11 protein-coding genes are annotated in these 13,738 nt (G+C 73.0%); 5 read left to right on the top strand and 6 right to left on the bottom strand.

Annotation, left to right across the window (positions count from 1 at the left end; genetic code table 11):
- Nucleotides 1-16: 16 nt before the first annotated feature.
- The 3 genes from coaD to recG form a co-directional block, all read right to left on the bottom strand.
- Nucleotides 17-496, bottom strand: a complete 480-nt coding sequence (gene coaD, locus RFN52_RS28820; protein WP_184854068.1) for a pantetheine-phosphate adenylyltransferase — start codon at nt 494-496, stop codon at nt 17-19.
- Nucleotides 497-522: 26 nt separating this feature from the next.
- The gene (rsmD, locus tag RFN52_RS28815; RefSeq protein ID WP_184850387.1) at nt 523-1,110 is read right to left on the bottom strand and encodes a 16S rRNA (guanine(966)-N(2))-methyltransferase RsmD; all 588 of its coding nucleotides are present in this window, start codon (nt 1,108-1,110) and stop codon (nt 523-525) included.
- A gap of 83 nt (nt 1,111-1,193) precedes the next feature.
- Nucleotides 1,194-3,422 carry an ATP-dependent DNA helicase RecG gene (recG, locus tag RFN52_RS28810; protein ID WP_184850385.1) on the bottom strand — a complete coding sequence of 743 codons (2,229 nt, stop codon included), beginning with the start codon at nt 3,420-3,422 and terminating at the stop codon, nt 1,194-1,196.
- 189 nt (nt 3,423-3,611) lie between these two features.
- On the opposite strand from recG, the gene RFN52_RS28805 reads away from it, so the two are divergent.
- Together RFN52_RS28805 and RFN52_RS28800 are read left to right on the top strand one after the other, a co-directional pair.
- Nucleotides 3,612-5,450 carry an HSP90 family protein gene (locus tag RFN52_RS28805; protein ID WP_184850383.1) on the top strand — a complete coding sequence of 613 codons (1,839 nt, stop codon included), beginning with the start codon at nt 3,612-3,614 and terminating at the stop codon, nt 5,448-5,450.
- Nucleotides 5,447-8,380 carry an ATP-binding protein gene (locus tag RFN52_RS28800; RefSeq protein WP_184850382.1) on the top strand — a complete coding sequence of 978 codons (2,934 nt, stop codon included), beginning with the start codon at nt 5,447-5,449 and terminating at the stop codon, nt 8,378-8,380. The genes RFN52_RS28805 and RFN52_RS28800 overlap by 4 nt, the downstream gene beginning before the upstream one ends.
- Nucleotides 8,381-8,629: 249 nt before the next feature.
- Here RFN52_RS28800 and fakA read toward each other — a convergent pair whose 3' ends face one another.
- Nucleotides 8,630-10,360 (bottom strand): DAK2 domain-containing protein, encoded by a 1,731-nt coding sequence (gene fakA / locus RFN52_RS28795; RefSeq protein ID WP_184850380.1) that lies wholly within the window; start codon nt 10,358-10,360, stop codon nt 8,630-8,632.
- Nucleotides 10,361-10,628: 268 nt separating this feature from the next.
- Here fakA and rpmB point away from each other — a divergent pair, with 268 nt between their 5' ends.
- On the top strand, nt 10,629-10,814 hold the full coding sequence (gene rpmB, locus RFN52_RS28790) for a 50S ribosomal protein L28 (RefSeq protein WP_004924906.1): 186 nt from the start codon (nt 10,629-10,631) through the stop codon (nt 10,812-10,814).
- A gap of 164 nt (nt 10,815-10,978) precedes the next feature.
- On the opposite strand, the gene thiD is transcribed toward rpmB, so the two are convergent.
- Nucleotides 10,979-11,776, bottom strand: coding sequence for a bifunctional hydroxymethylpyrimidine kinase/phosphomethylpyrimidine kinase (thiD, locus tag RFN52_RS28785; RefSeq protein ID WP_184850377.1), 798 nt, complete (start codon nt 11,774-11,776; stop codon nt 10,979-10,981).
- On the bottom strand, nt 11,773-12,738 hold the full coding sequence (locus tag RFN52_RS28780; protein WP_104781449.1) for a thiamine-phosphate kinase: 966 nt from the start codon (nt 12,736-12,738) through the stop codon (nt 11,773-11,775). Before RFN52_RS28780 ends, thiD begins: the two co-directional genes overlap by 4 nt.
- Before the next feature lie 206 nt (nt 12,739-12,944).
- On the opposite strand from RFN52_RS28780, the gene RFN52_RS28775 reads away from it, so the two are divergent.
- Both RFN52_RS28775 and RFN52_RS28770 read left to right on the top strand, forming a co-directional pair.
- Complete coding sequence (locus RFN52_RS28775) at nt 12,945-13,178, top strand: Lrp/AsnC family transcriptional regulator (RefSeq protein ID WP_031106939.1); 234 nt, start codon at nt 12,945-12,947, stop codon at nt 13,176-13,178.
- A 20-nt stretch (nt 13,179-13,198) separates the two neighbouring features.
- The gene (locus tag RFN52_RS28770; RefSeq protein ID WP_373308606.1) at nt 13,199-13,717 is read left to right on the top strand and encodes a DUF3515 domain-containing protein; all 519 of its coding nucleotides are present in this window, start codon (nt 13,199-13,201) and stop codon (nt 13,715-13,717) included.
- Nucleotides 13,718-13,738: the final 21 nt, after the last annotated feature.

The raw sequence follows: 13,738 nt of genomic DNA, 5'->3' as shown, positions 1-13,738 counted from the left end.
GGCGCCTGGGGCCGGTTCAGTCCTTCCTCAGGCGCTCGGTGAGCTCGCCGAGGACCTCGGCCGGGACCAGGTGGGAGACGTCGCCGCCCCAGGTCGCGACCTCCTTGACCAGGGAGGACGACAGGAAGCTGTAGGTGGGGTTGGTGGGGATGAAGAGGGTCTCCACGCCCGAGAGGCCGTTGTTCATCTGGGCCATCTGCAGCTCGTAGTCGAAGTCGCTGACCGCACGCAGGCCCTTGACGATGGCGGGGATCTCGCGCTGCTTGCAGAAGTCGACGAGCAGGCCGTGGAAGGCCTCCACGCGGACGTTGCCGTACTCGGCGGTGACCCGGCGGATCAGGTCGATCCGCTCCTCGATCTCGAACAGGCCCTTCTTGGCCTGGTTGATCATCACCGCGACATAGACCTCGTCGTACAGCCTGGAGGCGCGGGAGATGATGTCGAGGTGTCCGTTGGTGATCGGGTCGAACGACCCGGGACAGACGGCGCGGCGCACTTGTGTTCCCTCGCTCTCCGGTCCGGTCATCGTGCGTCTTCGCACGTAGAGGCGGCGCGACCGTACCAAAACGTTCCCTCGCCGTAGCGACGGGCCCGGAGGGGTTCGAAACCCTCGGGCCACCGGAATTCACCGCCTCTGGTGCTGCGCTCCACGGTGACGAGGGCTTCCTCGGTGAGCCAGCCCTCCGAGCGGAGTGTGAGGAGGATCTCCCGAAGATCGTCGTCCGTGACGGCGTACGGGGGGTCGAGGAAGACGAGGTCGTACGGGGCGCCGGAAGGTGACGTACGGATGATCTGTTCCGCTTTGCCGGATCTGACCTCGGCGCCGGGGAGGCCGAGGTTCTTCACGTTCTCGCGGACCGTGCGCACGGCTTTGGCGTCGGCCTCGACGAGGAGGGTGTGGCCCGCGCCCCGGGACAGGGCCTCCAGGCCCACTGCGCCCGAGCCGGCGTAGAGGTCGAGGACGCGTTCGCCTTCCAGGGGGCCGCCGAGGAGGGACTGCCAGGTGGAGAAGAGGCCTTCGCGTGCGCGGTCGGAGGTGGGGCGGGTGCCGGTGCCGGGGGGTACGGCGAGTCGACGTCCGCCGGCTGTGCCGGCGATCACGCGGGTCATCTGTGGTCCTTGGTCGTGGGCGGCTTCAGGTCCATTGTGGCTGGTCGCGCAGTTCCCCGCCCCTGAAAGAGGGTCAGTCCCGCTCACCCCTTTTCCAGGTACTGCTCCCGCTCCTCGTCCAGGAGGGCGTCCAGTGCCGTGCGCAGGGCCGGGAGGTGGGTCAGCTCCGGGTCGTTCGCGACCACTGCCGTCGCCTCCTCCCTCGCCTCCGCGATGATCTCCTCGTCCTCGATGACGGCGAGGACCTTCAGGGAGGTCCTGGCGCCCGACTGGGCCTGGCCGAGGACATCGCCCTCGCGGCGCTGTTCCAGGTCGATGCGGGAGAGTTCGAAACCGTCGAGCGTGGAGGCGACCGCGCCCAGGCGCTGGCGGGCCGGGCTCGCCTCGGGCATCTCGGTGACCAGGAGACAGAGGCCGGGTGCCGAGCCACGGCCCACCCGGCCGCGCAGCTGGTGGAGCTGGGAGACGCCGAAGCGGTCGGCGTCCATGATCACCATGGCGGTCGCGTTCGGGACGTTGACGCCGACCTCGATGACCGTCGTGGCGACCAGGACATGTGTCTCGCCGGCGGCGAAGCGGCGCATCACGGCGTCCTTGTCGTCGGGGTGCATGCGGCCGTGCAGCACCTCGACCCGCAGTCCCTGGAGAGGGCCCTTTGTGAGCTGATCGGCCACGTCGAGGACGGCCAGGGGCGGGCGCTTCTCCGCCTCGTCTTCCGGGGACTTCTTCTTGCCGGACTTCTTCGGGTCGTCCTCCTCGTCGCCGATGCGGGGGCAGACCACATAGGCCTGGTGGCCGTTCTCCACCTCCTCGCGGACTCTTTCCCACGCGCGGGACAAGAAGTGGGGCTTGTCCGCGGCCGGGACCACATGGCTGGCGATCGGCGAGCGGCCCGCCGGGAGCTGGTCCAGGACGGACGTCTCCAGGTCGCCGAAGACGGTCATGGCGACCGTGCGCGGGATGGGCGTGGCCGTCATGACCAGCAGATGCGGGGGTTGCTTGCCCTTGCCGCGCAGGGCGTCGCGCTGCTCGACGCCGAAGCGGTGCTGTTCGTCGACCACGACCAGGCCCAGGTCGTGGAACTGCACCTTGTCCTCGATCAGCGCGTGCGTGCCGATGACGATGCCGGCTTCGCCGGTGGTGAGGTCGAGCAGGGCGTGCCGCCGGGCCGCCGCCCCCATGGAGCCGGTGAGCAGCACCACCTTGGTGGCCTGCTCGGCCCCGCCCAGCATGCCGCCCTCGGCCAGCTCGCCCATCATCTCGACGACGGACCGGTGGTGCTGCTGCGCGAGCACTTCGGTGGGGGCGAGCATGGCGGCCTGCCCGCCGGCGTCGACCACGGCGAGCATGGCGCGCAGGGCGACCATGGTCTTCCCGGAACCCACTTCCCCCTGCAACAGCCGGTGCATGGGATGGTCCGTGGCCAGGTCGTCGAAGATCTCCCGGGAGACGCGCTGCTGGCCGTCGGTGAGGGTGAAGGGGAGACGGGCGTCGAAGGCGGTGAGGAGGCCATCGGGGGCCGGCTTGCGGGGGACGGCGGGGAGTTGGGCGTCCGCGTGGCGGCGGCGGGCCAGGGCGACCTGGAGGACGAAGGCCTCGTCCCACTTGAGGCGGGAGCGGGCGTCCTCGATGTCGGCCTTGGTGTGCGGGCGGTGGATCTTCAGCAGGGCTTCGGGGAGCGGGACCAGGCCGCGGCCCTCGCGCAGGGTGTCCGGGAGCGGGTCGACGGCCTCCTGGGCGGTGGGCAGGACCGTCTGGATCGCCTTGCCGATCTTCCAGGACTCCAGCTTGGCGGTGGCGGGATAGATCGGAATCAGGGCGCCCGCCCAGGCCTCGACGGACTCCGCCGGATCGTCGTCGGTACCTCGCAGCAACTCGTAGGCCGGGTGGGCGAGTTGGAGGCGGCGGTTGAAGACGGAGACCTTGCCCGCGAACATCGCGCGGGTGCCCGGCAGCAGTTCCTTGTGGGGCTTGTGGACGCCCGCGCCGAAGAAGACCAGTTGGAGCCGGCCGCTGCCGTCCGTGATCGTGACCTCCAGGCGCTGGCCCCTGCCGCGCGGGGCCTTGGCGGAGGCGAAGGTGTGCAGGCGGGCGTCGGCGACCTGCGCGACCACCGTGACGTGCTCGTCCATGGGGAGGTCGGCGAGGTGGGTGAGCTGGCCGCGCTCCTCGTATCTGCGCGGGTAGTGGTGGAGGAGGTCGCCGACCGTGAGCAGGCCGAGGTGCTCGGCCATCACCTTCGCGGTGGCGGGGCCGAGCACCGACTTCAGCGGTTGTCGCAGGGGTTCTTCCAGTGCGGGCACGAGATCCATTGCACACCACGCCACTGACAATGGCTCCCAGGCCGCGGCCGGATCGCCGTAAAGGTCCCGGAAACCCCTGGTCAGGCGGTTGGTTCGGGCCTTAGGATGACGCGCTCCCGGCCCCCTTTCCGCGGTCACCGCCCCCACCGGGACCGCCCGACCCCGCGCCGTCGCGAGTCCCCCACCGGCGCCGTGAAGATGGACTCCCAGACCTCACAGGCATCCCAGGCACCCCATCCGCCCTCGTCACCTCATACGTTCCAGGTCGACCTGCGTGGTCTGGTGGACCTGCTCTCCCACCACCTCTACTCCAGTCCGAAGGTATATCTGCGGGAACTGCTGCAGAACGCCGTGGACGCCATCACGGCCAGACGCGCGACGGAACCCGACGCTCCGGCCCGGGTCCGGCTGTACGCCGAGGGCGGTGCCCTGCGGGTCGAGGACACCGGCGTGGGCCTCACCGAGGGGGACGTGCACAGCCTGCTCGCCACCATCGGGCGCAGCTCCAAGCGGGCCGAGGGGCTGCAGGAGGCCCGGTCCGACTTCCTCGGGCAGTTCGGCATCGGGCTGCTGGCCTGCTTCGTCGTCGCCGAGCGGATCCGGGTCGTCAGCCGCAGTGCCCGTACGCCCGGGGCGCCGCCGGTGGAGTGGACGGCGGCCGACGACGGTTCGTACACCGTGCGGACGCTGCCGGACGCCGAGCGGCCCGAACCGGGCACGACCGTGCACCTGGTGGCCCGGGCGGGTGCCGCGGAGTGGCTCTCACCCGGGCGGGTCGAAGCACTGGCCCGGGAGTTCGGGTCGCTGCTGCCGTACGACGTCCGGGTCGGCGACGAGGCGGTCACCGACCTTCCGGCGCCCTGGGACCGGCCGTACCCGGGCCCGGCCGCGCGCCGGGTCGCCCTGGCCCGGCACTGCCACGGCCTGTTCGGCTTCACCCCGCTGGACACGATCGACCTGTCCGTTCCGCTGGCCGGCATCCGCGGGGTGGCGTACGTGCTGCCGTCGGCGGTGAGCCCGGCACAGCGCGCCGGTCACCGGGTGCACCTCAAGGGCATGCTGCTGACCGAGCGGGCCGAACAGCTGCTGCCCGACTGGGCGTTCTTCGTGCGCTGCGTGCTCGACACGGACAGTCTGCGGCCCACGGCGTCCCGCGAGGCGCTGTACGAGGACGAGACGCTGGCGGCCGTACGGGAGGCGCTGGGCGAGCGGATCCGGGCCTGGCTGACGGGGCTGGCGGCCGGTGATCCGGAGCGGCTGGCCGCGTTCCTCTCGGTGCACCACCTGGGCGTGAAGTCGCTGGCCCGGCACGACCGGGAGATGCTGCGCACGATGCTGCCGTGGCTGCCGTTCGAGACGACCGACGGGCGGCTGTCCCTGGAGGAGTTCGCGCAGCGGCACCCGGTGGTGCACTTCACGCGGACCGTCGAGGAGTACCGGCAGGTCGCGCCGATCGCGTCCGCGCAGGGCATCGGCGTGATCAACGGCGGCTACACCTACGACAGCGAGCTGGTTCAGGCGCTGCCGTCGGTGCGGCCGGGCACCGTGGTCGCCGAGCTGGACGCGGAGACGGTGACCGCGCATCTGGACGCGGTCGACCCGGCCGAGGAGCTGGCCCTGTCCGGCTTCCTGGCGGCGGCCCGGGCCCGGCTCGACCCGCTGGGCTGTGACGTCGTGCTGCGGGCCTTCCACCCGCTGTCCGTGCCCGCGCTGCACCTCGACGACCGGGACGCCCGGCACGAACAGGCCCGGGCGGACGCCGAGGAGCGGGCCGACGACCTGTGGGCGGGGATCCTGGGCTCCCTGCGGGGCAGCGCACCCCGCGCGCGTCTGGTGCTCAACCACCTCAACCCGCTGGTCCGGAGGATCAGCGCGCTGCCCGACCCGGAGTTGATCGGCACGGCCACGGAGTCGCTCTACGGGCAGGCGCTGCTGATGGCGCAGCGACCGCTCAGGCCTGCCGACTCGGCGCTGCTCAACCGCGCGTTCATCGGCCTCCTGGAGTGGGCCACGCACAGCGAGGACGGTCAGGCATGAGCGAGATCACGGACTTCGACGCCCTGCGCGAGGCTATGGCGGAGAACTCCGGGCAGCCGGAGGGGCCGGCCCGCAACGCCCGCGCGGAGGAGCTGCTGACGGCGGCCGAGAAGCTGGGCATCCCGCTCGCCGTGATCGAGGCGCTCGGGCACCAGCTGAAGGTCTACAACTACAGCTCCGAGAAGGGGAAGATGTTCGTCCCCTTCGCGCGGCTGCTGCGTATGTGGGACGAACGGCCCGAGGACTTCGACGAGTACGAGAGCCACTCGCTGCACTGGGTCTTCAAGTGGGTCTCGGCCGGCATGCTCGACCAGCCGCACGTCCCGCTCGCGTCGATCGAGAAGTGGCTCGGCGAGATGGAGCACCGCTACCGGCTCGCCGGGCACTCCGAACGGGCCGTGCGCAGCGCCGAACACAGTGTCGCCGCGCACGTGGGGGACGTGGCGCGGGCCGAGCGGGCGTACGCCGCGTGGCTGGCCGCCGACCGCGACAGCATGGCCGACTGCCACGCGTGCGAGCTGCACGGGCAGGGCTGGTGGCAGGCGGAGCAGGGGCGGGACGCGCAGGCGCTGGATCTGTGGGGGCCGGTGCTGGAGGGCGAGTACACCTGCGCCCACGAGCCGCACACGGCCCTCGCGTCGTCCCTGGTGCCGCTGTTGCGGCTGGGCCGCGAGGAGGAGGCCCGGGCCAGCCATCTGCGGGGCTTCCGGCTCGTCCGGGCGATGGAGAGCATGCGTGGCGCCTACGCGGAGCACGTGGAGTTCTGCGCGCTCACCGGCAACGAGGCGCGGGGGCTGGAGCTGCTCGCGGAGCGTCCGGCGTACTTCACGGACGACGGGCATCCGCAGAGCAAGCTGGACTTCATGAGCGTGGTCGCCCTGCTCATGGACCGGCTGACCGGGCTCGGGCTGGGCGACCGGCAGGTGCCGGGCCCGGCGGGCCGGGAGTGGACCGCCCGCGAACTCGCCACGCACGCGCGCGAGGTGGCCCTCGCCCTGGCGGCGCGCTTCGACGAACGCAACGGCACGACGCACGTGAGCGAGCGGGCACGCGCGCGTATGGCGCGGCGACCGCTGGTGGAGCGGCTGCCGCTGGGAGTGCGGTCGGTACGGCCGGCTCCCCCGCCCGCTCCCGTCGCGGCTCCGGTTCCCGCCACCGGGCAGCCGGATCTGCCCGCCCTGCTGGCCGAGGCGCGGCGGCTGTCGGACACCCTGCGGCCGGGCGCCGTGGAGGCGTGGGCCGCTGCCGCCGCGGCCGCCGAGGGCGCCGAACTCGACCCGCGCGACCGTGCCGAGATGGCCGACCACGAGGCGATGTCCCTCGGCCCCGAGGGCACCGGGCTCTTCGAACGGGCCGCCGGCCACTACGCGGAAGCGGGCGACCCGGGCGAGGCCCTCGCGGCACGCGTGCGTGGGGCGTACGTCCGCGCACTCGCGGGTGACGTGGACGGCGCCGTCGCGGCGGTGACCGGCCTCTACGACGAGGTCCTGGCGCTGTACGCGGCCGACGGCACGGGCATCCGGCAGACGGCGTCCGTGGTGATGAGCCGGGCGCGGATCCTGACGCGCCGGGCGCACGGCGCCGAGGGCGACCCGGCGGCTCTCGCCGAGGCCGAGGCCGCCGTCCGGGAGGTCCTCGCGCTCGTCGAGGGCCGGACCGGGGAGGACGTACGGCTGGCCGCCCGGGTCGCCGAGGCACGAGCGATGCTCGGGGAGCTGGCCGGGCTGGCCGGGGATCTGGAGAGGGCCGCGGAGCTGTTCGCGCGAGGCGCGGCGGCGTTCACGGCGGCGGGGCTGCCGTGGTTCGCGGTGGAGTACGAGGCCCGGCTCGCCTCTCTGGCCCACCATCTCGGCGACATGGCGGAGGCGGAACGGGCGCTGCGGGCGGCCCTGGAGCACGGCGGGGCGCAGCTGGAGGCGCCCGGGCGGGCCCAGCTGCACCTTCAGCTCGCCGAGGTCGTCGGCGGCCGGGGTGAGGCCGTGGAGGCCGCCCGGCACGCCCTGGAGGCCGCCCACTGGGCCGACGAGGCGGGCGAGTCGGCGACGCTGGGGGCGTGGGCGCGCCAGCAGCTCGGCGGCTTCCTGCTGCGGCAGGGGCGGTGGGCCGAGGCCGCGGAGGTGCTGGAGTCGGCGCTGCCCGACCTGACCGCCGAGACGCACGGCGACGGGGCGGTCGTGCAGACGCAGTGGTGGCTGGGCGACTGCCTGAGCGAGCTGGGCGAGCACCGGGCGGCCGCCGAACGGCGCCTGCAGGCCGCCGAGATCGCCCGGCACTGGCCCGAGCAGCACGACCACGCGACCCTCGCCCACCTGGCCGGGGAGTCCCTCGGGCAGGCCGGACTGGCGGCGGAGGCGGACCAGGCCTACGCGCGCGCGGGCGGCCTGTGGCGCGAGCTCGGCAACACCCACGGCCTGATCCGCTCCCTGCGCGCCCGCGCCTGGCTGGCGCTCAGCGCGCAGGACGGGCTGGGAGGGGCACGCGACCTGATGGCGGACGCCGTCCGGGAGTGCGAGGAGGCGCGGGAGGCAGCCACCGACGAGGAGTCCCGGCAGCAGCTCGTCGCCGAACTCGGCCACACCCACCGGCAGTTCGGCGACCTGCTGGCCCGCTCCGCCTCCGAGGGCACCGAGGGCGCCCCGGTCCGCGAGGTGTTCGAGGAGGCGCTGGCCCAAGTGGTGTGCTCGGCAGAGGTGTTCGCCTCCCTCGGGGACGGCGCCCTGCACAGCCGCACCGGCGCGGAACTCGCCGCGGGCCGGCTGGAGGCCGACCTGGGCCGCCCCGCCGACGCGGCGGCACGCGCGCGTGCGGTGCTGGCGGCGTACGAGGGACGCGGCGGCACGGAGGCCGGGGACGGCGAGGACGAGGCGGTGCGGGCCCGCCGGGCGGAGGCGGAGCAGTTGCTGCGGCTGTCGGCGGAGCGTCCGGACTGAGCCCGACGGCGACCTGGACGCGCAGGGAGCCCTGCTCAGGCGGTTCGAGAGGGGCTTCCAAGGTCAGTTCGCCGGCCTGGTCGATGCCATGGCGGCCCGCGGCGGCCACGGCCGGCTTCAGGAACGCGGTGGCGGCGAGGGGCCGGCTATGGCGTGGCCGGCGAGCCGGGGCTGGTCGGGGGCGAGGCGGCCGGTGGGCCGGTGACCGGTCCGCCGCTGCCCGCCGGTTCCGTCGATGCGGCCCCGGCCCTACTCCACGCCGATGAGGAGCAGGGCCCCCTGCCGTCCGCCCCGGTACACGACCGTGTCGACGGCGAGGTACCCCTCGCGGACCCGGCCCTCCAGATGCTCGGCGACGGCGTCGGGGACGGCGTCGCCGAGGACCAGGGTGACCATCTCGCCCCCCGCCGAGAGCATGCGGTCGAGAACGGTCTCGGCGGTCTGGGCGACGTCCGAACCGATCACGGCCACGTCCCCGTCGATGAGGCCCAGGACATCGCCGGCCTGGCAGATGCCGGCCATCGTCCAGGACTGGCGTTCGGCGAAGGTGACCTCGGCGTAGCGGGTGGCCCCGGCGGCGGAGGTCATGGACACGACGTCCTCGTCGAAGCGGCGGTCCGGCTCGTGCACGGCCAGTGCCGCGATGCCCTGGACCGCCGAGCGGGTGGGGATCAGGGCGACCCGGATGCCCTCCGTGCGGACCTGCTCGGCGGCCGCCGCAGCGGTGTGGCGCAGATCGGCGTCGTTGGGCAGCAGCACGACCTCGCGCGCGTGGGCCCGCCGTACGGCCTGGACGAGCTCTCCGCTCGCGGGCGGCTCCCCGGGGCGTGCGAGCACGGTCGTCGCGCCGGCCTCGGTGTACAGCCCGGCCAGCCCCTCGCCGGGCACGACGGCCACGACGGCCCGCTGGGCGCGTTCCCGGGGCGGCCGCTCGGCGCCGGTGGTGTGGACGTCACCCGCGCCGAAGTGCGTGATGCGGATCCGGTGGGGCCTCCCGGCCTCGATGCCGGCCTCGACGGCGGCGCCCGCGTCGTCCACATGGACGTGCACGTTCCACAGCCCGTCGCCGCCGACCACGACGAGGGAGTCCCCGAGGGCGTCGAGCCGCTCCCGCAGCCGCTCCACGGCCCGGTCCTCGGCCTCCAGGAGGTAGATCACCTCGAAGGCCGGCCCTTCCTGGCCCGGCACGGCGGCGGCGCCGTCAGCGCACTCCTCCAGGGCCCCGTCGACCGGTACGGGGCCCGCGGCCGGCTCCACGCGCGCGTGGGGGTCCCTGGAGGGGCCGGTGCCCGCACTCCCCGCCACCCCCCGGGCCCTCTCCCCCGTGAACGTCTCCACCAGCGCTCCGAGCACCGCGACCAGTCCCCGCCCCCCGGCGTCGACCACCCCGGCGCGTTCCAGGACGGGCAGCTGGCCCGGGGTCGCGGCGAGGGCCGCGCGGGCTCCGTCGTAGGCCGCCCGGGCCACGGTCCCGCAGTCGCCCCGGGCACCGTCCGCGGCGTCCGCGGCGTCGGCGGCGGCCGAGGCGACCGTGAGGACGGTTCCCTCCACGGGATGGGCGACGGCCCGGCGGGCGGAGTCGGCCGCCTGCCGCAGGGCGAGCCGCAGACCCTGGCCGTCCGCGTGGGCCGGGTCGTCGTCGGCCAGTACCTGGGCCATGCCGCGCAGCAGCTGGGCGAGGATCGTCCCGGAGTTCCCGCGGGCACCGATGAGTGCTCCGTGCGCCATCGCCCGGGCGGCGTCGGCGAGCGTCGGCCCCTCGGGCCCGGAGCCCGCCGCGTGCCCGGCGAACACCGCCTCGACCGCCGCTACCGCCGACTCGACGGTCAGATACAGGTTGGTGCCGGTGTCGCCGTCCGCCACCGGGTAGACGTTGATCGCGTCGATCTCCTCGCGCGCCCGCCCCAGTGTCTCCAGCGCGAGGCCGCACCAGGTGCGCACCGCGAGAGCATCGAAGAATGTCTGCGGCACCTGCGCCACTACGCCTCCCTGAGCTGCTGGACGTGGCTCGCAGCGTAGACCCCGGGGCGGTGTTCACCGGAAGAGGGAGGGGACCGGGCCCCTGAGCTGCCATGGTAGTTTCGTTCTACGGGTGCAGCCGTTGTATGCTGCTCCGGTTGCCCGATCTGATCGGGCCTTCCCCCTGGCAACGCCACTCAGATTTCGACCGGCTCAGCAGAGCCCGAGAATCTTGATCCCGGCCTGCCGGGATCAACCGTAAGTGCATCTGAAGTCTTTGGAGTGACCCGTGGCTGCCAACTGCGACGTCTGCGGCAAGGGGCCGGGCTTCGGCAACAACATCTCGCACTCGCACCGCCGTACGCCCCGCCGCTGGAACCCGAACATCCAGCGAGTGCGTACCGTGGTGGGCGGGACGCCGAAGCGCGTGAACGCTTGCACCTCGTGCATCAAGGCCGGCAAGGTCTCGCGCTGACGCTCAGCTAGCGCGCGGCCACTGCTGGTTCGCTGCAGAGCCGGTCCACCTCTGGTGGACCGGCTCTTTGCCGTACCCGGATTCCAGCGGCCCGCTCCCGCGCATCAATACTCAGCGGCCACTCAGCGCTCAGGCCCCGCACATCAGTGCTCGGGCCCCGCACTTCAGCGCTCAGGCCCCGCCCGGAACCGCCAGCCGTGATCCACCGGGCCGATCCCCCCGCCGAGCGCGAACCCGGTCGCGACGGCCCCGGTGACGTACTCCTTCGCCGCCGCCACCGCCTCCGGCACGGACTGCCCCTTGGCGAGCTGGGAGGCGATCGCCGAGGCGAGGGTGCAGCCGGTGCCGTGGGTATGGCGGTTGTCATGCCTGGGCGCCCGCAGCCAGTGCTCCTCGGATCCGTCGGTGAGCAGATCGACGGCGTCACCGGGCAGGTGCCCGCCCTTGATCAGCGCCCAGCGCGGCCCGTAGCCGAGGACGGCCGCGGCGGCCCGCCGCATGTCCGCCTCCGACTCGACCCGTACGCCCGTGATCTGGGCCACCTCGTCGAGGTTCGGTGTGGCGACGGTGGCCACCGGCAGCAGTTTCGTACGGACGGAGTCCAGCGCGGAGGCGGCGAGCAGGGCGTCGCCGTGCTTGGAGACGCCCACCGGGTCGATCACGGCGGGGGCGTCCGTCTCCGCGATCAACTGGGCGACCGCCTCCACGAGTTCCGCGGAGGCGAGCATCCCGGTCTTGACCGCCTGGACGCCGATGTCGTCGACGACGCTGCGGTACTGGGCCCGCACGGCCTCCACGGGCAGTTCCCAACCTCCCTGCACACCGAGGGAGTTCTGCGCGGTCACCGCCGTGACGACGCTCATGCCGTGCACGCCGAGCGCGAGCATCGTCTTGAGGTCGGCCTGGATGCCCGCGCCTCCGCCGGAGTCGGAGCCCGCCACCGTGAGGACGTTGGGGATCATGACTCTATGTCCGCGAAGTGGTCCCAGCCGCCCTTGCTGGTCCACGGCGCCCCGTCGACCGTCACCTGGGGCAGCGCCGAGGGGTTGAGGACCTCGCCGATGACCTTCCAGCGGGCGGGCAGCTTCACGTCCGGCGGGAACGTCGCCACGATCGCGTGGTCCTCTCCCCCGGTCAGCACCCACTGCATGGGGTCGACCCCCACGGCCTGCCCGATGTCGTTCATCTGGGACGGGATGTCGATCGCTCCGGAGCGGATGTCGATCCGTACCTTGCTCGCCTCGGCGATGTGCCCGAGGTCGGCGATCAGCCCGTCGCTCACGTCGCACATCGCGGTCGCCCCGAGCCCGGCGGCGGCCGGACCCGCGTGGTACGGCGGCTCGGGCCGCCGGTGGGCCTCCACGAACGCCCGCGGCGAGCGGAACCCCCGCGACAGCACCGCGTACCCGGCGGCCGACCAGCCCAGCCAGCCGGTCACCGCGACCCGGTCGCCGGGCCGGGCGCCCGCCCGTGTCACCGGCTCCTGGTTGCGCAGATCGCCGAGCGCGGTGATCGACACCATGATCGAGTCGCCGCGCACGACGTCACCGCCGACCACGGCGGCGCCCGCCACCTGGCATTCGTCGCGCAGGCCGTCCATCAGCTCGCTCGGCCACGTCACCGGCAGTTCGGCCGGGACGACCAGGCCGAGCAGCAGCGCGGTCGGTACGGCGCCCATGGCGGCGATGTCGGCGAGGTTCTGCGCGGCCGCCTTGCGGCCCACGTCGTAGGCCGTCGACCAGTCGCGCCGGAAGTGCCGGCCCTCCACCAGGATGTCCGTACTCGCCACGACCCTGCGGTCGGGTGCGGCCACCACGGCGGCGTCGTCGCCGGGGCCGACCCGGACCGCCGGGGTGGTGGTCAGACGGGAGGTGAGCTCCCTGATGAGCCCGAACTCACCGAGCTCACCAACAGTGCCCTTCATTGCCCTTTCTCCCCTTCTGTCCCTGTCCGTGCCCGGTCGCGAGGCATCTCCGTCCTCGCTACCGTCGAAGTGACCGTCAAGTTCTGCCGGACCTGCACCTCGGCGCGCAAGACCCGGTCCCCGCAGGTCTCCCCGCGGCGAGCGGCGACGCGATACCGTGGCGTTCCTTTTCCCCACATGATCCTCGTGGCCGCCCTGGAGGTTCCGTGGTACAGGCGTACATCCTGATCCAGACCGAGGTCGGGAAGGCCTCGGTCGTCGCCGAGACGATCAGCAAGATCCCTGGGATCATCCAGGCCGAGGACGTGACGGGACCGTACGACGTGATCGTGCGGGCGCAGGCCGACACCGTCGACGACCTCGGCCGCATGGTGGTCGCCAAGGTTCAGCAGGTGGACGGCATCACCCGCACCCTGACCTGCCCGGTCGTCCATCTGTAGCCCCCGTCTACCCTGTGCCGGTGAACTCTTTCCGTCACCGGCACCTTTGTGTCCTCCGCGTGTTCCGCCTGCCCGCTGTCGCGCTGTTGATCACTGTTGCGGGCTGCTCCTCAGCAGACGACAGCGCGTCGGCGGCGGTTCCCAGTCCGGACGCGAAGGTCGCGGAACTGTGCCGGAACCTGGACAAGGTACTGCCCGCGAAGGTGAACGGTCAGCGTCGTGAGGATCCCGAGCCCGCGTCGGCGCTGACGGCGAGCTGGGGCAGTCCGGCGATCATACTTCGCTGTGGTGTGCCGCAGCCGCCCGAGATGGTCGACCCGAAGGTGGCGGAAGGGCGGGATCCGGATGCGGTCGCCGGGGGCGTGAACGGGGTGGACTGGCTGATGCAGGAGCAGGACGGCGGGGGGTACCGGTTCACCACGGCCAACCGTGAGGCCTATGTCGAGGTCCGGGCGCCGGAGGGCGTGGACAGCTCGGGTGTGCTGATCGATCTGGCCGCCGCTGTGAAGAAGGCGATCCCCGTGGGGATCGCCTCCTGAAGCCCGGGTTCTAGAGCCGGT

This window comes from Streptomyces collinus, assembly GCF_031348265.1.
Taxonomy (GTDB): domain Bacteria; phylum Actinomycetota; class Actinomycetes; order Streptomycetales; family Streptomycetaceae; genus Streptomyces; species Streptomyces collinus.
Note: the sequence above shows the minus strand (reverse complement) of the source record. Positions and strands in the feature narration are given on the sequence as shown.